Origin of the sequence: Nonomuraea sp. NPDC047529 (assembly GCF_040642995.1) — a bacterium.
GTDB lineage: Bacteria > Actinomycetota > Actinomycetes > Streptosporangiales > Streptosporangiaceae > Nonomuraea.
In genome coordinates, this window is record NZ_JBEYTJ010000022.1 from 153076 (window position 1) to 172077 (window position 19002).

22 protein-coding genes are annotated in these 19002 nt (G+C 69.4%); 13 read left to right on the forward strand and 9 right to left on the reverse strand.

All coding sequences use genetic code 11. The features are described 5' to 3' along the window. Nucleotides 1-180 precede the first annotated feature (180 nt). Together ABZ815_RS30630 and ABZ815_RS30635 are read left to right on the forward strand one after the other, a co-directional pair. On the forward strand, nt 181-1134 hold the full coding sequence (locus tag ABZ815_RS30630) for a hypothetical protein (RefSeq protein WP_357703977.1): 954 nt from the start codon (nt 181-183) through the stop codon (nt 1132-1134). A 44-nt stretch (nt 1135-1178) separates the two neighbouring features. Then, nucleotides 1179-2108 (forward strand): hypothetical protein, encoded by a 930-nt coding sequence (locus tag ABZ815_RS30635; RefSeq protein WP_357703979.1) that lies wholly within the window; start codon nt 1179-1181, stop codon nt 2106-2108. A 53-nt stretch (nt 2109-2161) separates the two neighbouring features. Here the strand turns inward: ABZ815_RS30635 and ABZ815_RS30640 are convergent, their stop codons facing one another. Further along, nucleotides 2162-2935: an FAD-dependent monooxygenase gene (locus ABZ815_RS30640; RefSeq protein WP_357703981.1), complete on the reverse strand. Its 774-nt coding sequence runs from the start codon at nt 2933-2935 to the stop codon at nt 2162-2164. Between the two features lie 4 nt (nt 2936-2939). Here ABZ815_RS30640 and ABZ815_RS30645 point away from each other — a divergent pair, with 4 nt between their 5' ends. Beyond that, nucleotides 2940-3080 carry a hypothetical protein gene (locus tag ABZ815_RS30645; protein WP_357703983.1) on the forward strand — a complete coding sequence of 47 codons (141 nt, stop codon included), beginning with the start codon at nt 2940-2942 and terminating at the stop codon, nt 3078-3080. Between the two features lie 71 nt (nt 3081-3151). Here the strand turns inward: ABZ815_RS30645 and ABZ815_RS30650 are convergent, their stop codons facing one another. After that, nucleotides 3152-3880, reverse strand: a complete 729-nt coding sequence (locus ABZ815_RS30650) for a TetR/AcrR family transcriptional regulator (protein ID WP_357703985.1) — start codon at nt 3878-3880, stop codon at nt 3152-3154. A gap of 85 nt (nt 3881-3965) precedes the next feature. Between ABZ815_RS30650 and ABZ815_RS30655 the strand changes: the two genes are divergently transcribed. The 5 genes from ABZ815_RS30655 (at nt 3966) to ABZ815_RS30675 (ending at nt 6790) form a co-directional block, all read left to right on the forward strand. Next, nucleotides 3966-4799, forward strand: a complete 834-nt coding sequence (locus ABZ815_RS30655; protein ID WP_357703987.1) for an alpha/beta hydrolase — start codon at nt 3966-3968, stop codon at nt 4797-4799. A gap of 275 nt (nt 4800-5074) precedes the next feature. Next, the gene (locus ABZ815_RS30660; RefSeq protein ID WP_357703989.1) at nt 5075-5551 is read left to right on the forward strand and encodes a hypothetical protein; all 477 of its coding nucleotides are present in this window, start codon (nt 5075-5077) and stop codon (nt 5549-5551) included. Nucleotides 5552-5681: 130 nt separating this feature from the next. Then, nucleotides 5682-6002 (forward strand): hypothetical protein, encoded by a 321-nt coding sequence (locus tag ABZ815_RS30665; RefSeq protein ID WP_357703991.1) that lies wholly within the window; start codon nt 5682-5684, stop codon nt 6000-6002. Between the two features lie 15 nt (nt 6003-6017). After that, nucleotides 6018-6452, forward strand: a complete 435-nt coding sequence (locus ABZ815_RS30670; RefSeq protein ID WP_357703993.1) for a MarR family winged helix-turn-helix transcriptional regulator — start codon at nt 6018-6020, stop codon at nt 6450-6452. Then, nucleotides 6449-6790 carry a nuclear transport factor 2 family protein gene (locus ABZ815_RS30675; RefSeq protein ID WP_357703995.1) on the forward strand — a complete coding sequence of 114 codons (342 nt, stop codon included), beginning with the start codon at nt 6449-6451 and terminating at the stop codon, nt 6788-6790. Before ABZ815_RS30670 ends, ABZ815_RS30675 begins: the two co-directional genes overlap by 4 nt. Nucleotides 6791-6914: 124 nt before the next feature. Here the strand turns inward: ABZ815_RS30675 and ABZ815_RS30680 are convergent, their stop codons facing one another. Together ABZ815_RS30680 and ABZ815_RS30685 are read right to left on the reverse strand one after the other, a co-directional pair. Beyond that, on the reverse strand, nt 6915-8123 hold the full coding sequence (locus tag ABZ815_RS30680) for a DUF6596 domain-containing protein (protein WP_357703997.1): 1209 nt from the start codon (nt 8121-8123) through the stop codon (nt 6915-6917). A gap of 50 nt (nt 8124-8173) precedes the next feature. After that, on the reverse strand, nt 8174-8545 hold the full coding sequence (locus ABZ815_RS30685) for a YciI family protein (protein ID WP_357703999.1): 372 nt from the start codon (nt 8543-8545) through the stop codon (nt 8174-8176). Between the two features lie 210 nt (nt 8546-8755). Between ABZ815_RS30685 and ABZ815_RS30690 the strand changes: the two genes are divergently transcribed. The 3 genes from ABZ815_RS30690 to ABZ815_RS30700 all read left to right on the forward strand — a co-directional run bounded on the left by ABZ815_RS30690 (nt 8756) and on the right by ABZ815_RS30700 (nt 10593). Continuing rightward, nucleotides 8756-9322, forward strand: a complete 567-nt coding sequence (locus ABZ815_RS30690) for an RNA polymerase sigma factor (protein ID WP_357704001.1) — start codon at nt 8756-8758, stop codon at nt 9320-9322. Then, nucleotides 9319-10263, forward strand: coding sequence for a CU044_5270 family protein (locus ABZ815_RS30695; RefSeq protein WP_357704003.1), 945 nt, complete (start codon nt 9319-9321; stop codon nt 10261-10263). Before ABZ815_RS30690 ends, ABZ815_RS30695 begins: the two co-directional genes overlap by 4 nt. A 201-nt stretch (nt 10264-10464) precedes the next feature. Further along, complete coding sequence (locus tag ABZ815_RS30700) at nt 10465-10593, forward strand: hypothetical protein (RefSeq protein WP_357704005.1); 129 nt, start codon at nt 10465-10467, stop codon at nt 10591-10593. A gap of 152 nt (nt 10594-10745) precedes the next feature. Here the strand turns inward: ABZ815_RS30700 and ABZ815_RS30705 are convergent, their stop codons facing one another. Further along, on the reverse strand, nt 10746-11663 hold the full coding sequence (locus tag ABZ815_RS30705) for an NmrA/HSCARG family protein (protein ID WP_357704007.1): 918 nt from the start codon (nt 11661-11663) through the stop codon (nt 10746-10748). Nucleotides 11664-11747: 84 nt separating this feature from the next. Here ABZ815_RS30705 and ABZ815_RS30710 point away from each other — a divergent pair, with 84 nt between their 5' ends. Beyond that, nucleotides 11748-12338, forward strand: coding sequence for a helix-turn-helix domain-containing protein (locus ABZ815_RS30710; RefSeq protein WP_357704009.1), 591 nt, complete (start codon nt 11748-11750; stop codon nt 12336-12338). 88 nt (nt 12339-12426) lie between these two features. Here the strand turns inward: ABZ815_RS30710 and ABZ815_RS30715 are convergent, their stop codons facing one another. Genes ABZ815_RS30715 through ABZ815_RS30725 form a run of 3 tightly spaced genes read right to left on the reverse strand, consistent with a single transcriptional unit; the run spans nt 12427 to nt 16058 of the window. Continuing rightward, the gene (locus ABZ815_RS30715; RefSeq protein ID WP_357704011.1) at nt 12427-13104 is read right to left on the reverse strand and encodes a DUF6461 domain-containing protein; all 678 of its coding nucleotides are present in this window, start codon (nt 13102-13104) and stop codon (nt 12427-12429) included. Nucleotides 13105-13145: 41 nt separating this feature from the next. Beyond that, nucleotides 13146-13697 carry an EF-hand domain-containing protein gene (locus ABZ815_RS30720; protein ID WP_357704013.1) on the reverse strand — a complete coding sequence of 184 codons (552 nt, stop codon included), beginning with the start codon at nt 13695-13697 and terminating at the stop codon, nt 13146-13148. 48 nt (nt 13698-13745) lie between these two features. Then, the gene (locus ABZ815_RS30725; RefSeq protein ID WP_357704015.1) at nt 13746-16058 is read right to left on the reverse strand and encodes a molybdopterin-dependent oxidoreductase; all 2313 of its coding nucleotides are present in this window, start codon (nt 16056-16058) and stop codon (nt 13746-13748) included. 215 nt (nt 16059-16273) lie between these two features. Between ABZ815_RS30725 and ABZ815_RS30730 the strand changes: the two genes are divergently transcribed. Next, nucleotides 16274-17830: an OmpA family protein gene (locus ABZ815_RS30730; protein WP_357704017.1), complete on the forward strand. Its 1557-nt coding sequence runs from the start codon at nt 16274-16276 to the stop codon at nt 17828-17830. A 119-nt stretch (nt 17831-17949) separates the two neighbouring features. Here ABZ815_RS30730 and ABZ815_RS30735 read toward each other — a convergent pair whose 3' ends face one another. Further along, nucleotides 17950-18831 carry a LysR family transcriptional regulator gene (locus tag ABZ815_RS30735; protein WP_357704027.1) on the reverse strand — a complete coding sequence of 294 codons (882 nt, stop codon included), beginning with the start codon at nt 18829-18831 and terminating at the stop codon, nt 17950-17952. Nucleotides 18832-19002: the final 171 nt, after the last annotated feature.

Below are 19002 nucleotides of genomic sequence, written 5' to 3' on the forward strand. Positions count from 1 at the left end.
GACCACCCCGGGCGGGCCTCGATCGGGCTTGCCCGCCGATGGCGCACGCCGCGGCGACTCGATGCCGAAGACGCACCGGACAGGGTGTGTTATCGGATCGCAATCAACCTTGCGCGGCGATGAGTGGTCCAACCCCGCGTGAAGATCCTTTGTGGGGCGCTCGCCGTCCTTTCGGCACTCGTGACCGTCCCGGGTACCGCCCGCGCGGCCGTTCCGGCGGGCGCGGCGTCCGCCCCCATCCAGTACGCCGCCGCCTCCGACTGCGACAAGGGCCGGCTTGACGCCGCCTGGTGTGGTCCCTGGTGGTACCGGACGACCGACGGCAGGCGCCACCCGCTCAAGGAGGCGGGCCGGTGGGAGGACGCGGTCGCCGTCAGCGGTGACGGCCGCCGCCTGGCCTACATCAGGGCCAAGGACGCCCGGCTCGTCGTCCGCGACCTCGACGGCCGGACGCGCGTGTCCAAGGCCAGGGCGTGGCCGTCGAAGTCGGAACTCGAACTCACCCGGGTGACGATGTCGTACGACGGCTCCCTGGTGGCGGTGGACTGCTGCTGGTCCGGCTACACCATCCATCCCGCCCGGGTGTACGACGCCGCCACCGCCGCCCTGCTGGCCAAGGTGCCGGGGATGTCGGTGCATGACGACGCCTTGAGCTTCAGCGGCGACGGCGACCAGATCCTCGTCCGGACGGACGACGGCAGGGCCGGCAGGCTCAGCGTCCACGACCTGAAGGGCAGGCGGACCGCCAGTGTGGTGCCGCCTCGGCTCGTCGGGGTCAACGCCGCCACCGCCGCGCTGCACGCCGACGGGCGCACGGTGGCCGTCTACATCGCCGGCCGCAAACCCCGCATCGCCCTGTACGACCTGGCGACCGGGCTGGTCACTGCCACGTTCCCGGTGCCGGCGTCGGGTCAGAAGGTGGAGCGGGTCCCGGCGGAGGACAGGGTCACGGAGGCCGACACGGACGTCAGGCTCGACTGGACCGGCGACTCCACGCTGCGGATGGTCAGGAAGGTCGGGTTCAAACGGGTGCGGGTGAAGGTCTACGGCATCGACGCCGGCACCGGATCGGTCGTCCTCGAACGCTCCTACGCCATCGCCGGCACGACCTCTGAGGCCCTCAGCGGCCTGTGACACCGACGAGGCGCTCGTCCCCGACAACTTTCCGGAGGAGAACCGTGTCCTTTCCCGAACTTCCCCAGCCGGAGCCCGGTCAGGTGTTGTTGCTCTGCACGCGCGCCGAGGGCGGCAGGCAAGGGCGGGGCGGGCCGCTCGACGAGATCGGCGGTCGCCGGGAAGGCGACGTGCTCGTCGTCGGCGACGGGGTGCGGCTGCGACCGGTCGAGGACGGCAGGTGGCACTGCCTGCGCGGCGGAGACGTCCCGGCACTTGTCCACCCCGGCGGCGGCCCGGTCGCCGTCCTGGCGGACATTCCGGCCGCGTACGGGGGCGGGCTGTTGCTGGTGGATCTGGCGGCGACACCCGGGCGCGGCGTCCGGGTTCCGCCGGCCCGGCTCGGCGAGATCCTGGCAGCCCTGCTGGACGGCACACTCGCCTTCGACCACCTGGTGCGCGACATGGACGTGTACGGCACGTACCAGGGAGACGGCGGCCGGCCGGCCTTCCCCACGCCGACCGCGCCACCGCACCGGCCCTTGCCCGCACTGCCGTCCGGGCAGCTGCTGGTCCGCACCTGTTTCGACGACGAGGAAGGCTGGCGCGCCCTGCTCGACGAACTGGGCGGGGCCGACGAGGACGGCTGGGTCGGCGCGGACCTGGACCCGGACGACATCGACGTGGACCACTACCCGCTGACGGCGTCGGTCGTCGACGACCGGGCCTTCGAGGGACTCCTGCCCGGTCAGGTCCCGGCGCTGGTCCCGCCGGGCGAGGAGAACCCCAGGCTGGCCGTCCTCGCCGACGCCCGGACCTTCGCCGAGCCCGGCCGGCCGCTGACCGTCGTCGACCTGTACGACTGCCCGGGGCGGATCGCCGTCCTTCCCTGCCGCATGGTCGGGTCGATGGCGTGCAACCTGGAGATCGCCAACATGGACTTCCACGAGTTCGTCGCCGTGGAGGGCACGCAGCCGTGGTGGCAGGGCCGCTGAAGGGGCGCCACGATCACCTCCCGTCAGACGTCGCCACCGGAGAGCCGCACGCGTCAACTGGAGGGCAGGGGGTCCTGGCCGAGAAAGCGGGCGCCGTTGGCGGCGGAGACGCGGACCGCGGCGAACCCGGAGGCGATCATGTCCCGCTCGTAGGAGCGCAGCGCCGGCATGAGCGGGCCGCCGTGGGCGAGTGCCGCGCTGAGCGCCGCCGCGTCGCGCAGGGCGAGGTTGGCCCCGGCCCCGGCCGCCGGGCTCATGGCATGGACGGCGTCGCCGAGCAGCGTGACGCGGCTGGTCCGCCACGGTGGGATCGGGACGCTGGTGCGCAACTCCAGGGGGAAGACCTCGTGCCACTGGGCGATCATCCGCCGGACGAGCGGGTGCCAGCCGTCCGTCATGTCCATGACCAGGGACCTGAGCTGCTCCTGCGTCATCAGGTGCAGGCCGGACGGGAGATCTTCGGCGCGGGCGCCGAAGGAGCAGGTGACGTAGTCGCGGGTGGACGCGACGCCCACCGTGCGATGGCCCGGACCGCTGATCGCGGTGAACACGTTGTCCATGCCCGCGCCCGGCCCGGCCGGGATCTTGCCGTAGAGCTGGACGAGACCGGTGCCGACGACGCGGGCCTTCGGCAGGTACCGGCGGCGGACCACGGAGTTGATGCCGTCCGCGCCGACCAGGACGTCGCCCGCGACGGCGGCGCCGTCGTCGAAGCACGCCGTCACCCGGTCGGCCGCGACCCGGAAGCCGGTCAGCCGCTTGCCGTACGTGACCGTCTCCGCCACGTCGGCCAGCAGGGCGTCGCGCAGCGTCCGACGGTCGATCAACCTCATGGCCAGGGTGACCTGCCGTGACACGCAGGACCTCTACCGCTACCTCACCGAGCGGGTGGCGCCGCTCCACGGCGTGCGCGAGCTGGAGACCGCGCCGGTGATCCGCACGCTCAAGCGAGTGGGCACCCTCCTGCCCTGACTCGCCTCACTTGAGGAAAGTCTGCGTTCCGTCGTCCGACCACTCCTCCAGTTGCCCCCGAGTGGCACGCGCTATGACGGGGACGAGGCCGCGCACCGGTTGGCGAGCCCGTCCAGGAGGCAGTCGAGGCCGAAGGCGAAGCGCCGCTCGCTCTCGCGTTCGACGTCGATCTCCCCCGTGGCGGCCATCCGGCCGGCCAGCGTCGGGTGGCGTTCGGCGACCTGGCGCAGGTACTCGGCCGCCTGCTCCGCCCAGCCGGCCCCGGTCCCGCCCATGCGGGCCAGCGTGTCACGCCAGGCGACCTCCGCGATGACCGCGCCGACCACGTGGTCGTTGACGGCGGCCATGGCGGCGTCGAGGTCGGGGCCGGCGAACCCCGCGCGCTCCAGCAGGCGCAGCCCGGCCTCGGCCAGGGTGAGCGCGTTGGGGCCGAGGTTGGGCCTGAGGGTCAGCTCGGACAGGGCCCACCGGTGGCGCAGCAGCATGGCCCGGTTGCTGCGGGCCAGCGCCGCCAGGCCGTCACGCCAGCCGGACGTGCCGGGGCCGGCGCGCACCTCGGCCAGCACGCGGTCGAGGGCCAGCTCCAGCAGGTCGTCCTTGGTGTGGACGTACCAGTACAACGACCCGGCGGTCACCCCCAGCTCGGTGGCGACGCGGCGCATCGACAGGCCGCGATGCCCCTCGGCGTCGAGGACGGCGACCGCCACGTCGACGATCCGCTCGCGGGTGAGCTGGCGGTCGCGCGGCGGCCGCTCGGGACGCAGCCACACGGACCCGCCGGAGGACTCTGACGACGGCACGTGATCACCCTACCCGCCTTGACGTCGCCTTCCGATCCCTTATACAACGTTCAAGAGCCTTAAACAATGTTCAAGGAGGAGTCGGATGTCCGTCCCCACCCCGCTGTTCCGCGCGAACGGCCCGCTGCCGGGCGACGTGCACGTGACCACGCTCGGCCCCGAGTCCGTGCCGCCGGTGGTCTTCGTGCACGGCTCCACCAGCTGGGGCGACGACCCGGTGTACGGGTTCGCGGCGCAACGCCCGCTGGCCGGCCGCTTCCGCCTGCTCCTGATGGACCGCCGGGGCTGCGGCGGCAGCCCGGACGCCGGGCACAGGTTCCCCGGCGACTACCTGGCCGACGCCGACGACGTCGCCGAACTCCTCGGCGCCGGCGCGCACCTGGTCGGCCACTCCTACGGCGCCGTCGGAGCCATGATCGCGGCGGCACGCAGGCCGGAGGCGGTGCGCTCGCTCACCCTCATCGAGCCGGGCTCCTACCAGGCCGCCGCCGACCACCCCGCCGTGGCCGAGGCGCTGCGCGCCAACCGCGCCGCCTACGCCGCCCTTCCCGACCTGACGCCCGAGGAATGGCTGCACGCCGCCGCCGAATCGGCCGGCATGCCGGAACCGGCGACAGGCGATCGGCGGTTGCGCGCGGCCGCCACGGCGCTGCGCGAACGCGTCTGCTGGGAGGCGGGCCTCCCGCTGCCGGCGCTGCGGGCGGCGACCTTCCCCAAACTGGTCGTCTCGGGCACCTGGGAGGACGCCCCCGAACCGTACCGGGAGCGCGGCGGCGTCCCCCTCATGGCCTGCGCACGGGTCACGGCCGAGCGGATCGGCGCCCGGCACGAACAGGTGCCGGGCAGCGCCCACTACCCGCACGTCGAAGCGCCGGAACGGCTGAACACGCTGCTCACCGCCCTCTGGTCCGACGCCTGAACGGACCCGGCAGCCCACGGCCACCCACGGTGAACCGCCCGGCAGGCGATCGCGCGATCAAGAACACTCGCGCGACACAATGGGCCATGGGACGAAAGCCCCCGCGGCGCTCACCACTCTCGCGAACGGCACCCCGCCCGTCCGCCCGCATCACCAGAGCCCTGGCAGCTCGACCGCGGCGAGGACGCCGCACCCGTCTCACCTCCGTCCAGCTCTGGGCAGGCATCGCCGGCATCGTCGGCAGCCTCACGTCGATCCCCGCGCTCATCATCTCCATGAACGCGTTGTCCCTCGGCGAGCAGCAACGCGCCGACGCACTGTCGCAACGGACAGAAGATCAACGGGTGCGGGCGAACGAGAAGTCCGAAGCCGAGAGTTCCGCCAAGACCGCCTTCGTCAGGCGTATCGCGTTATGGACCACCCCCAAGCAGCAACAGCCCGACGGGTGGAACTACATCGTCCGGAACTCCAACACGGCGCCCGCGACGATCTACGCTCGATGGAACCCCGCCGACGAGAACCAGAAGACACTCACCTACGAGTTGCCTGTCGGACCCTGCACCGAAGTGGCCTTCACCATCGGCGGCAAAGGCGGTGGGAGTATCCAGATCGCGGCACAGAATCCCGCCGGCCCGGAATTGTGGCAACTCGCCGGCGCACCTCTCAAGATCGATGACATCACCTCGGACAACGTCTCCGGCCGCATGCTGGACGGGGACAGCGTCAGAAGAGACGTCAACGCCTGCGTATGACCGCCCGCCTCACTCGGGCGGAGGCTCGCAACCGCGCAGGACGGACGCGATCGTGTCGTCCAGTCCATGCTGGGCGGGGTCGGGCGGGGTCGGGCGGGAGGAAGCCGCTCACGGTCAGGCCGGCGTAGCCGTGCAGGGCGGCGAAGACCGGCAGGGCGACCCGTTCGCGTCGGCCCTGCCGTACCTCACCCTGCTGAAGCTGACATCACGAGCGTTCATCTTCCGGCCCGCGCTCATCGTCCCCCTGCCCGGCGCCAAGGCGAAGACCACGACCTACGCGCTGCTGCACCGGATCGTGCCCCCCTCTACCCGTCGCTGCGACGCCTCGCCGACATCAACGACCAGTGCCGTCAGCCCGGATGAGGCGTTCGTGGAGATCATGACGCCGACCCGAGTCGGCCCGCCCCGACACGAGAGGCCAGCACCATCTGTTGATCGAATCAAGAGTTGACGATATAAAGAGAACGTGTTTGAAGAGACGTCCCAAGACACGTTCTTCCGGGAGTTCGGAGGCGCATGCACCGAGCTGCGGCAGGCGTTCGCCCGGCACATCGGCGTGAGCCCCCACCGAGTGCAACTACTCGTTCGGCTACGACGTGACGGCGAAACCAGCCACAGCGACCTGCGCCACACACTGGGCATCGACGGCGCGAGCGTTACTCGGCTGGTCAAGGAATTCGAGACCGAAGGGCTGGTCACCCGCCGCTTGGCCCCGGCCGACAACCGCTACACCCTGGCCGCGCTGACCGCCGCGGGCGAGCGGGTCGCGGCTGACCTGGAGCGATCGCACCAGGTGTATCAGGAACGGTTGCTCGACGGCATCACCCCAGAACAGCAGCACATCATGCTGGACGTCCTCCACCGCATCCGAGCGAACATGATCGATCAGGAGAGCCAATGACAGACGATGTACGGGCCGCCGCCCAACGCATGTACGCCGCATTCAACGCCAACGACCATGCCGCCGCGGCAGAGATCTTCACCCCGGACTTCCACAGCCACCCCCTGGGCACCACCGGGCCGGAGAGCGTCACCCTGGCATGGCAACGCCTCCATGAGGCGTTCCCCGAAGCCCAGGTCGTCGTCGAGGACATGATCGTCGAAGGTGACACCGCCGCCGTCCGCACCAGCGTGCACGGCATACCCGGCCAGGAGTCACCGACCATGCTGGAAATCTTCAGGGTGCACGACGGGCGCATCGCAGAACTGTGGGGCCTGTCCTCCCTGCAGCGCACCTGACGTCCCGGCCGGAGATGCGCGAGAGGGGCGCTCACCTCCCCGCCCTGGGAACGCGGATGATCGTGCCCTGCTCGGCGTGGTGCAGGTCGCGGCGCAGCGCGTGCAGGCTCCCACCTTCCAGAAGTCAGGCCAGCAAGGACGCCTTGCGCAGCAACACCGCGCGTTCGCGCTGATTGGCGCACAACCCCGCCGCCAACTCCAGCTCAGCACGCGCCTCCACCCGCCGCCCGAGCCGAGCCAGCAACTCACCGCGGACGGTCGGGACCAGATGCGAACCCGGGAGCCGGTCGGCGGCTACCAACTCGTCCACGATGGCCAAGGCTTCAGCCGGCCCCGAGGCCATCGCCACGGCCACGGCCCGGTTCAGCTCCACCACCGCAGAAGGCGCGACCCGGCCGAGTGCCTCATAAAGCACCACGATCCGCTCCCAATCGGTCGCCCCGACAGACGCCGCCGACGCATGCACCGCAGCGATCGCAGCCTGCAGACCATACGGACCCAAACCGCGAGGCGACGCCTTCGCCAGCGCCGCCAACCCACGGCGAACCGCCGAAAAATCCCACAACCGCCGATCCTGATCCTCAAGCAGAACCGGCCCACCATCAGGGCCGGTCCGGGCAGGAAAACGCGCCGCCGTCAACTCGAACAACGCCAGCAGACCATGCACCTCAGGCTCGTCCGGCTGCAACACCGCCAGCGTCCGGGCCAACCGGATCGCCTCGTAAGCCAGATCCGGGCGCAACAACCGATCACCCGACGTGGCCGTCGACCCCTCAGTGAAAATCACGTACAGGACACTGAGCACACCACCCAGCCGCTCCCGACGCTCAACGGCCGACGGCAACTCGAACGGCACCCCCGCCGCCGCGATCGTCTTCTTACCCCGCGTGATACGAGCCTGCACAGTCGGCACAGGCACCAGGAACGCACGAGCGATCTCCTCACTGGACAAACCGCCCACCACACGCAAGGTCAGCGCCACCCGAGCCTCACGAGAAAGCACCGGATGGCAACTGATGAACATCAACGCCAGCACATCATCATCGATCCCCTCAGGATCGACCTCCTCATCGACCACCCCATCGATCGACTCGGCCGCCAGCAACACCAACCGGTCCTGCAACGCGGCCCGACGGCGGATCGCGTCGATCGCCCGCCGCCGGGCCGTGGCCATCAACCAGCCCGCCGGACTCGCCGGAAAGGCGAGCGGCCACGACACCAACGCCTCGGCCACCGCCTCCTGAGCCGCATCCTCGGCCAACCCGAAATCACCGGTGAACCGAGCCAGCGCGGCAACGATCCGCGCCGACTCGATCCGCCAGACAGCCTCCACCTCAGCCGCACCCGGCAACCCGCCCCGACGCGCGCCCCCGTCCCCGTCGATCAAGCGCCGACCTGCGGGACCTCGTCACTCCCAGGCACCCGCCGAACCTCGACCTTGGCCCCCCGAGCCGCCGGCACCCGCCTGGCCCACTCCACCGCCTCCTGCTTCGAAGCCACATCGAGCAGGAAGAACCCCCCGAACAGCTCCTTGGTCTCGCCGTACGGCCCATCCGTGACCACCGGCGCCTCACCACCGAAGTCGACCACGACCCCCTGAGCCGGATCGTCCAGCCCCTCCGCCCCCAGGAGAACACCGGCCTTGGCCATCTCCTCGATGAACTGGCGGGTCGCGACCATCATCTCGTCGATGTCGGCCATCATGGCCGCGTTCGACTCATCGGTCCCCCGCATGATCAGCAGATACTTCGCCATGGCACACTCCTCGTCCGGCGGGACCGCCTCTCGGCCCTCACACCCACTGGTCGAACGAGCAGCCCCCAGATCAACACGGCCCGCAGAAAACTTTCCCATCATCGCACCGCCCAGGACGCTGTGATGTCCGTCACTCTTCCCCCCAAGGCGAGAACCCTGCCACGAACTCCGGGAGACAGCAGGGTGACCGACCGACCCTAAGGAGGGCCGTTGACCATTGAGACGGCCGAGATCGACGACGCCGAACTGATCAGACGATCCGTCGGCGAACCCGAACAGTTCGCCACACTGTTCGACCGATACGCCCGCCAGATCCACCTGTACGCCGCACGGCGCATCGGCACCCAAGCCGCCGACGACATCGTGGCCGAGACCTTCCTGGCCGCGTTCCGGCGACGCGACTCGTACGACACCTCGCACCCCCTGGCACGCCCCTGGCTGTACGGCATCGCCACCACCCTCGTCGCCAGACACCGGCGACAAGAAGAGCGAATGCTGCGCGCACTCGCACGCACCGGCGTCGACCCCCTGCCCGAACCCATCGCCGACGCCGTCGTACGCCGAGTCGCCGCACGGGACAAAGAACGCGAACTCGCGGGAGCCCTGGCATCGCTGTCACGCGGCGACCGCGACGTGCTGCTCCTGGTGGCATGGGAGGGCCTCACCTACGAGGAAGTGGCCCGCGCACTCGACATCCCACCAGGAACCGTGCGGTCACGACTGCACCGAGCCAGAAAAAAGGCACGCACCGCACTGGGAGACGAGGACCAGCAATGAGCACGATCAAAGACTTCCGACGAAACACCCCGCCGATGACGGCACAGACAGAACGCACCGCCCGAGCCCGACTACTGGCCGCGACCCGTGCACCCCAACCTCACCACGAACCCCGACGCACCCCACGACTCGGCCGACGACTGGTCCTCGCAGGCACACTGGCCGTCGCAATCGGCGCCGGCGTGATGGTGACCAACGACCACCCCCGCGTGACACCAGTGGCGAGCGTACGCGAACTGGGCGAACGAGCCGCTCAAGCCGCCTATGACGACCGCGGACAAACGCCCGACCCCGGCCAATGGCTGTACATCAAAGAACTCCAGGCCCCGCAATCCGCGAACGGCGGCTACGGCGTCGACCTGTCCAGACGCGAAGTACGGGAAGAATGGAACAGCGTGGACGGCCTGCAGACCGCATCCCTGTTCCCCAACGGCAAGCTGCTGATACAAGGCAACCACCCAGGACTGAGCGCCGACGAACTGGCCCGCCAACCAGTCATCCCCGAAGGGCTACTCGCAAAAATCCGCCAGAAACTAGCGGACATGCACATGACATGGACGGGACCCGACTCACCACCATCAATGGACGAACGGCTCTTCCAGGCCATCTACCAGATCATGGGCACCCAGGCACTACCACCGGAAGTACGCGCGGCGCTGTTTCGCGGGCTCACCACCATCCCCGGAGTGACCGTCAACCAGGACGCCGTCGACGCCGACGGCAGGCACGGGGTCGCCTTCAGCTACACCGGCGGATGGACCCGCTACGACCTCATCCTGGATCCCGTCGACTTCCGCTTTCTCGGCACCTACGGAGTAACCGTGCAGGACCGGATGACGGACTACACCGACGGCCCCAACTACGAGGTCAAGGCCGGCACGCCGCTCACCCTGACAGCCCTCTTGGAGACCAAGGTGGTGAACGGCCCCGGCCAGAAATGAGCCCACACCGCAGCCTCTTGCACTGCCGATTGTCGAGGGGTGCGGGCGTAGCCCGTTTGCTGTTGGGGGAAGGTGAAAAATCGACCGCCCACCGCCTTTACAATGTAGATTTTTAACGGGGCGGGTCAACCTCCGGGGTGCTGTCGCCAGAAGGACGTCTACTCGGCGGCCCAGACAGCGCAGAGCACCCCCAAGACCGCCATGGTCACGGACGGCGGCGTGCTCGTCTACACCCTCGGCGAGCTCAGCCTGTCCTTCGGCATCCCCGGCGTGTACGCCGAATGGGTCGTCCCGTCCATCCTCCGCTGGCCTCCGGGCATCTACCCCTGACCGGCACCCCGGAGGGGCCTCAGGACGTTCCCGAGGCCCCTCCCCCACGCAACACGCCCAGGACGGCGCACCGCCCGGATCAGGTGCGGGGGGATGTTCACGAGTTCCGGGCGCAGCGAGCCGCCGCACCGGTTCCTGGCGGATCGGACGGGTCAGCCTTCGAGGAGTGTGGCGATGGCTTCGGCGCCGCCTTGGTCCAGCCAGCTCGGGAAGTCCAGCAGGTCCGGGTGGCGGTGGCGCAGGGCGGGGATGTCGGCGCGCCATAGTCCGCGTTGGGCGGTGAAGGCCCGAGTGGCGTCCTTGCTCAGGTTCAGCTCCTCGCCGTCGACCTGCTGGTAGGTGATCTGGCGCCCGAGATGCCGGCTGATCAGGCGCACGGTGGCCTCGGGGGTCACTTCGTCGCCCGCCAGCTCCAGGGCCTGGCCGAGATAGGCAGTGGGGTCGGCGAAGGCGAGGGCGGCAAAGGCGCCGATGTCGCTCACGGCGACGAGTTGCACGGGCACATCGGGGGCGAACAGGTGGCGCAGGACTCCGTCGGCGGAGATGCCGCCCAGCGCAAGCCCGGGGATGGTGTGGTTCTCCATGAAGCGCACCGGTCGCAGGATGGTGGCCGGCAGTCCGAGGGCGGCGATGTGCTGCTCGATGGCCCACTTGCTCTCCCAGTAGGAGATGCCGGTGCCTCGCTCGGCACCGCCGACGGAGGCAAAGACCAGGTGGGCGACGCCGGCCGCAGCCGCACTCTCCGCCAGGTGACGGCCGCGCCGGACCTCGCGTTCGCTGTCCGGGTCGTCGGGGGTGACGGCGAAGACGCCGTAGGCGTCGGCCATGGCCGCCTTGAGACTGCCGGGATCGTCCAGGTCGCCCATCAGCAGCTCGGCGCCCGCTGCGGCCAGTTCGCGGGCGGCCGTGGCGCCGGGATCCCGGACCAGAACGCGGACCGGCCAGCCGTCGGCCAGCAGGCGTGCGGCGGTGGCTCCGCCCTGCCGGCCTGTGGCGCCGGTGACCAGGACAGGCTTGCCGGCCCTGCTCGCGGCGGTGGTGGAGAGCGGATGCTCCACGGGTGTGGTCATGTGAGGGACCTCCGGAAACGGTAAAGTTGAGACTGTCCCGAGAAAATATCGAGACAGTCTCAACTTTGCAAGCGAGGGTTACTCATGAACGCCGACACACCGCCACCCCGCCGTCGCATGCGGGCCGACGCACACCGCAACTACGAGCGGCTGCTGACCGAGGCGGCGGCCGCGTTCGCCGAGCACGGCGCGGACTTCTCCCTGGAGGCGATCGCGCGCCGGGCCGGGGTGGCCAACGGCACGCTCTACGGCCACTTCCCCACCCGCCGGGCCCTACTGGAGGCGCTGATGGGTGATCGGATGCGGGCCCTGGCCACGACCGGCGCCGAACTGCTCACCGCGCGCTCCCCCTTCGACGGCCTGGCCACCTGGGCCCGGGCGGCAATGGTGCACACGACGATCTACCGAGGGCTCGGCGCCACGCTCATGCAGGCCGTCGAGGATGAAACCTCCGAACTGCACGCGGCGTGCACAGCGGTGCTCGCCGCCGGAGAGGAGTTGCTGGCCCGGGCGCGGACGGCCGGTGAAGTACGGCCGGATGTCACCGCCCCGGACCTGTACGCGCTGGTCAACGCGGCGGCATGGGCGGGCGAGCAGAGCTCCCCACCCCAGGGAGAGCGGCTGCTGACCTTCGGACTGGAGGGATTCCGGGCCTCGGCCACCGATCGCGAGTGATCGCGATCGGCGGCCGACAGGCCCCAGGGGACGACGACGCGCGACAGCTGAACAGGCGAGAGACCAGTCTGCCGAAGGGGATGCCGTGTCAGGGTGTCTCGCGCTCCAGGTCTTCCTGCGGCAGGTCGGCGATCGTGCCCACCAGGAGCGGTCCGTTCAGCAGGTCGGCGGTGAACGTCACACCGGTGAGCCGGGCCGCCATCGCGAACATGCGCCCGAGGCCGTGTTCGGACAGGTCGTCGTACCGCTGCTCCCACTCCTCGTCCGAGCACTCTTCCAGGGGCAGGCCGAACTCGCGCATGAGGCCGGCGAGCCGGTTCGGGTCGGAACCGGAGCGATGCTCGGGAGCAATCGGGTCGAAAGCGGTGATGACGATGCCGTCAGCGGCGTAGCGGAAGTCGTCGCAGGCGTAGTCATGTCGCAGAACGGACACCACCTCGGTACCGGCCGACAGTCGCGACAGCGTACGGTCGTCCGTCCCCGACCAGCCGTACGGCTCCACCACCGCGCACCCGTCGCCGCTCGCGACCACTCCGACGTAACCACCTCCCTCACCGCCACCGGTCACCATCGTGAAGTCGGAGACCGCGTCATCCAGCTCGGCGAAGCTCATCTCCGTGCTGGTGCGGGCGCCGAACCGGCGTAGCACCTCGGCCGGGTCGAGCCCGCGCAGCAAGGTCACGCAGCAGATCTCGCCGAGCAGGTCGCCCTCATCGCCGTACGGCGGCTGCAGCCACCGGAACGGCGTCAGCTCATCGATCGTCATGTCGCGATCTTGGCAGGCCCCACCGACATGGTCGGGCCCGCTCAGCCGGTGACCCTGCCGAACAGGTGGTTGGCGGGAGCGTCCGGGTCGTCGCCGTAGAAGAACTCCGTGACCGCCTGATGGAACTCGGCGCGGTCCAGCACACCCGAGCCGTCCTGGTCCAGAGCGGCGAAGACCGCGGCGCAGTCCTCACCGGGAACGCCGCCGACCGAGTCGAACATCTCCTGGAACTCCGCCTGGTCGATCTTGCCGTCTCCGTTGAGGTCGGCGAGGTCGAAGAAGCAGTCGGTCACCGGCTCGATCTGTGCCGGGTACAGGGCGGGGTCGGTCAGGACCCGGCTGAACCCTTCGGTCATCTCCCCCAGATCGACCTTCCCGTCACCGTCGTGATCCATCGGGGCGATCACGTTCGCCCAGAAGCCGTCCATCCTCTCGGTGAGCAGGCGGGCGGTCTCGGAGTCCGACGCGGCGCCGCGGGCGGCGATGTATCGCTCGCTCATCAGTCGGACGTCCCGCTGGGTGATGAACCCGTCGCCGTCGACGTCGGCGCCCCTGAACCACTGGCCGTACTTGAGGTTTTGAAGTGCAGTCACGATTACGCAAAGTATTCCCTTGGTTACGCGAACGCAAGGGGAAGATGTCTACCCATCGAAGTGTGGCGGGGTGAAGGCGAGCACATCGGGATGAGGGCCGTCGTAGAGCTCGACGTCGACCAGCGCGCTGAGAGCGCTCGGTCCTTGGGACAGGCTTGAGCACGGCCGATCCGCCGTGAGCACATTGGGGTTGCCGTGGCGGTCCAATGTGCCGCTCAGGCCCGGCTGCACCGGATCCCACCACGCTCCGGTGGACAGTTGCACGACGCCTGGCATGACGTCGTCCGACAGTATCGCGCCCGCCAGACAGCTACCTCGGTCGTTGTGGACGCGTACGATCATGCCGGTCTCGATGCCGCGCGCCGCGGCATCCGACGGATTGATCGTCACGGGCTCACGGCCATGGATCTTTGAACTGAGGCTGTGGCCACCGTTGTCGTACTGGCTGTGCAGGCGCGAGGCGGGCTGATTCGAGATCAGATGCAGCGGGAATCGGCCCGACAGATCGGCGCCGAGCCACTCCACCGGTTCGAACCACATCGGATGCCCGGCACAGTCGTCGTAGCCGAATGAGTCGATCTCCTCGGAGAAGATCTCGATCCGGCCCGACGGCGTCGGCAGGGGGAAACGCTGCGGATCTGCGCGGAGCGCCTCGAAGCTGCCGGGAAACGGTCCGGTCAACGCCGGCAGCTCGGCGGTGGAGCTGCGCCAGAAGTCGTCGAAGCCCGGCAAGGCGGCATCGTCGCCGAGTTCGGCCCTCGTCTGCTCGTACAGGTGCCGGACCCATTCGATCTCGGAGCGCGACTGCGTGAACTCCTGCTCGTATCCGAGACGGGAGGCCAAGGCGGTGAAGATGTGATGGTCGGTGCGTGACTCCCCCGCCGGCTCGCGGACCTTCGGCATCGCGACGAGGTGGGGGTCGGAGAATCCGGCGGCGAAGTCGTCGCGCTCCAAGCTGGTGGCGACAGGCAGGACGATGTCCGCGAACTTGGCCGTGGTGTTCCACCAGGCTTCGTGAACCACCACCGTGTCAGGGGTCTGCCAGGCCCGGGCCAGCCGATGGAGATCCTGGTGGTGGTGGAACGGGTTACCCCCGCACCAGTAGATCAGGCGAAGCTCCGGCAACGTGAGACGCCGGCCGTCGTAGCCGATGGTCCTACCCGGATGCAGCAGCGTGTCGGCGATCCTCGCGACAGGGATGAAGTCCGGGACAGGATTGGAAACTCCAGGTAACTTCGCCACGGAGGGGCGGTCTCTGGCGACACCTGTCGCGTCCATCGTCGCGTAACCCGCTCCCCAGCCACAGCCAGGCCGACCCATCGACCCGGTCATGGCGGCCAGCACGACAGACATCCACATCGGCTGTTCGCCGTGGTCCGCCCGCTGCACCGCGTAGTTGACCATGATGAGGGAACGTCGCTCGGTCAGGCGGCGAGCGAGGTCGACGATCGCCTCGGGACTGATGCCCGTGATCCTCGCTGCCCAGGCGGCATCCTTGGGGACGCCATCGAGATCACCGGCCACGTAGGAGGCGAAGCGGTCGAACCCGACGCAGCATCGGCGCAGGAAGTCCTCATCGTGCCACCCGTTGACCAGCATCGTGTGGGCGATGCCGAGCATCGCGGCGGTGTCGGTGTTGGGGACGACGGGCAGCCACTCGGCGTCGAGGAAGCCGGCGACGTCGCTGCGGATGGGGCTGACGTTCACGAACCGCACCCCGGCCGCACGGCACCGTCGCTGCAGGTTCAGCGTCTGGTGCCTGGCCAGCCCACCGGGGTTGATCTGGCTGTTCTTGAGGGCCAGCCCGCCGAACGCCACCACGAGCTCACAGTTGTCGGCTATCTCGTCCCACATCGGCATCCGCGACTGGTAGCTCCACGGATGCCCGCCGATCACATGGGGAAGGATCACCTCCAACGCCGCAGTGCTGTAGGTGTTGCGGGAGTCGGTGAACCCCCCGCCCAGCGCCAGGAACCGCTGGAGCTGACTCTGCGCGTTGTGGAACACGCCCGCGCTCGCCCAGCCGTAGGACCCGCCGAACACCGCGCTGTCCCCGTGTCGTGAACGCACTCGACGGAGTTCGTCGCTCACCAGCGTGATCGCGTCGTCCCAGCTCACCTCCACGAAGGCGTCCGTGCCTCTGGCCGCGTCGTGGATGCGCTGCTCGCCGTCGAGCCAGCCCTTGCGCACCGCGGGGCGCAGCACGCGAGCGCCGTCGTCGGCGGCCGTCACCATTCCGGGCCCGATGGGTGACGGCACGGGGTCGTCGCCCCTCGGCTCAATGCGTACCAACCGCCCGGAGTCGACCACCGCGATGAAACTACCCCAGTGCGTCGCAACCGACATGCGTCGTTCCACCATGCATCAACTCCATCCCTGAAGTTCACCCTGCTTATGACCAGCGGTTGCTTACGTCGCAGGGGCCTCCACTCCAGTCGACGGCCCGCAGGACGGAGATTTCCCCTATGCTCCGCCGCTCAATCCCGTCAGTGCGCACCGGCTCATTCGGCGCCCTCTGCCCGTCCACGATCTCCTTGACTGACCACTTTTGATTCGGTCATGGCACAATGCCCGCCATGCGTATCCGGATCATGGCCCTGACCGCCGTCGCCCTAACGGCCGCCGGATGTGGTCAGCTACCCCCCGCGCCCTCGGCGAGCGAGACCACCGCGCCGCCTCCCGCGCCTTCGACCAGCGCTCCTCCGCCCTCCGCGAGCGGGGACGCGACGTCCGGCGGCGGGGACACCCGGCCCGCGCTGGCCACCGTCCAGGGCACCGTCGAGTCGAACTACAAGGCCGAACTCGTCGGGCTCAACCGCGTCGGCGGCAAACACCTGGTCGTGCAGCTGCGCCTGTCCACCAGCACCGACAAGCCGCTGCACTGGCAGGCGCCGCTCGCCGACCCGATGCGGCCGCTCAAGTGGCGCTGGCCCTCCGGCATCGCGGTGCTCGACGCCCCGGCCCACCGATGGCTCATGCCGTACAAACCCGCCGACGGCGAATGCCTGTGCAGCGACACCGACCGCGACGACCTCAAAGCGATCATCGACCCCGGCGAGTCGCTGACGGTCTACGCCGTGCTGCCCGCGCCATCCGGCAACCCCGCGACCACGACGATCGTCACACCGATCGGCCCGCCGATGGTCGACGTCCCGATCAGCGACGACCCGCCCGTGCCGCCACCCGGCCGGCAACTGCCCGACGCCGACGCCTCCCAGGTCGAGACCGTCAGCCACCTCATCGAGACGCCGTCGCAGTCGCTCGACCGTACCGAGGAGACGACCGACGACGGCGCCGACCTCAAGGTCAGCCTCTCCTCCGACGTGCTGTTCGCGCTGAACAAGGCGACGCTCACGCCGCGCGCCCGCACGGTGCTGGCCAAGACGGCCAAGCTCATCGACACGTCCGCGGACACGACGATCGAGGTCGACGGCCACGCCGACTCCTCCGGCACCAACGCCATCAACGAACCGCTGTCCCGCCGCCGCGCGGAGGCGGTGCGCCAGGCCCTCATGCCGCTGATCACGCGCGACCAGGTGACGTTCAGGGCCCACGGATACGGCTCCCGCCGCCCGCTGTACAGCAACAGCTCCGACGAGGGACGGCGCCGCAACCGCCGGGTGACGATCACGTTCGCCAAGCCCGCACCGGCTGAAGCGCCGGCCGCCGGCACCACCACGTCCCCGCTGCCTGAGGGCGAAGGGACGAAGGCGACGGTGCGCGCGAAGGGGGTGCCGTTCGACCTGCAGGTGACGGCCTTCCGCCGGATGCCCGGAGACCTGGGCCTGCTGCGCTACTCGATCACCAACCGGGGTGACGGCAAGGCGTGGTACCACGACCTCAACTGGGCCGACGACTGGAACGCCTTCAAGTACCACGCGGCGACGAACATCCAGGTGACCGACCCCGCCGCGCGCCGCCTGTACCGCCCGGCCCGCGTGATCGTGGCCAAGGGAGAGGAACCGGGCACGTACTGCGCGTGCACGAACACCTCCGGGGTGGCATTGTCGGCGATGAACTTCGAGCCCGGCGAGACGAAGGAGTTCTGGTCGCTGTACGCCCTGCCCGCCCAGGCTGACGCACTGACCGTCAAGGTGGCCACCTGGCGCGCCCTGCAGGTGCCCCTGTCCTGAGCCCGCGCCTCATTGCAGGCTCCGGCCCTCGGGTCCCTGTGGGCCACAGCTGGCTCAAACCGCGAAACCGGCCCATGCCGGATACTCGACAACCCGCAGAAACGTCGGATCCGGGGGTGCTACTCCGTCGGTTGCCGGGCGTCATCTGCTGCGCGGGCGAAGGCGCGGATGAGTGGCGTCTCGCTCGCCGTACGCCAGGCGAAGGCCCACCGGCACGGCGGGGCGTCGCGGATCGGCACGAAGGCGAGGCTGGGCCAGGGGTAGAAGGTCGCGGCCTCGGCGGTGACCCCCGCGGTGGCCTGGCCCGAGGCGACGGCGCTGAGGGTCTCCTGCCAGGTGGTGACCTTGTGTCCACGGCGGACGGGGCGGCCGGAAGGGGTGTGGTACGGGTTGAAGATCTCCTCCATGCAGGAAGGGATCGACCGGCCCTCGACCACGATGCAGTCGCCGAGGTCCTCCAGGCAGATGGAGTCCCGTCCCGCGTAGGGGTGGTCGGCGGAGACCATCAACACCACCTCGGAGGCGTACGAGGTCGGTTTGACGGTCAGATCGGGCTCGCGGATCGGCAACCACACGTGCGCCACGTCCACCTCACCCGACTTCAGCAGGTCCAGAGGGGAGGCAGGCTGGATCTCGCGGTGCTGGAGCCGGGCGTTCGGGTGCCGGTCGAGGAACAGGTCGAGAACGTTCTTGATCTGCGTGGAGAGCGGGCCGAGTGTGCCGAGGGTCAGGGTGCCCGCGGTGCCGTCGGCGGTGGCCTGAGCGGTCGCGATCCCTTGCACGATCTGCCGGTGGCCACTCTTGAGCGCCTGGTACAGCTGCTCACCGAGCGGGGACAGGCGGACCGCTCGGGTGGTGCGGTCGAACAGGGGCGCGCCGATGCGCCGCTCCTGCTTCTTGATCGATTGACTGACGCGGGCGGGGCTGATCCCCAGCCGCTCGGCCGTACGGCTGAAGTGCAGCTCCTCGGCCAGCGTCAGGAAGATCTCGATCTCTCGCATCTCCACGGGCGGGCCTCCGCATTCTTCATTTCAGGGTTAAAGGACGTTATCGGATTCGTCGTAGATGCGAGGCGGGCAGGTGGGGAAAGCTTGGCGCGTTCGAAGGAAGTGCGGCTTTGGAGGTTCGGTGCCCGTCGGATATCTGATCCCTGTGGCGCTCGTCACGATCGG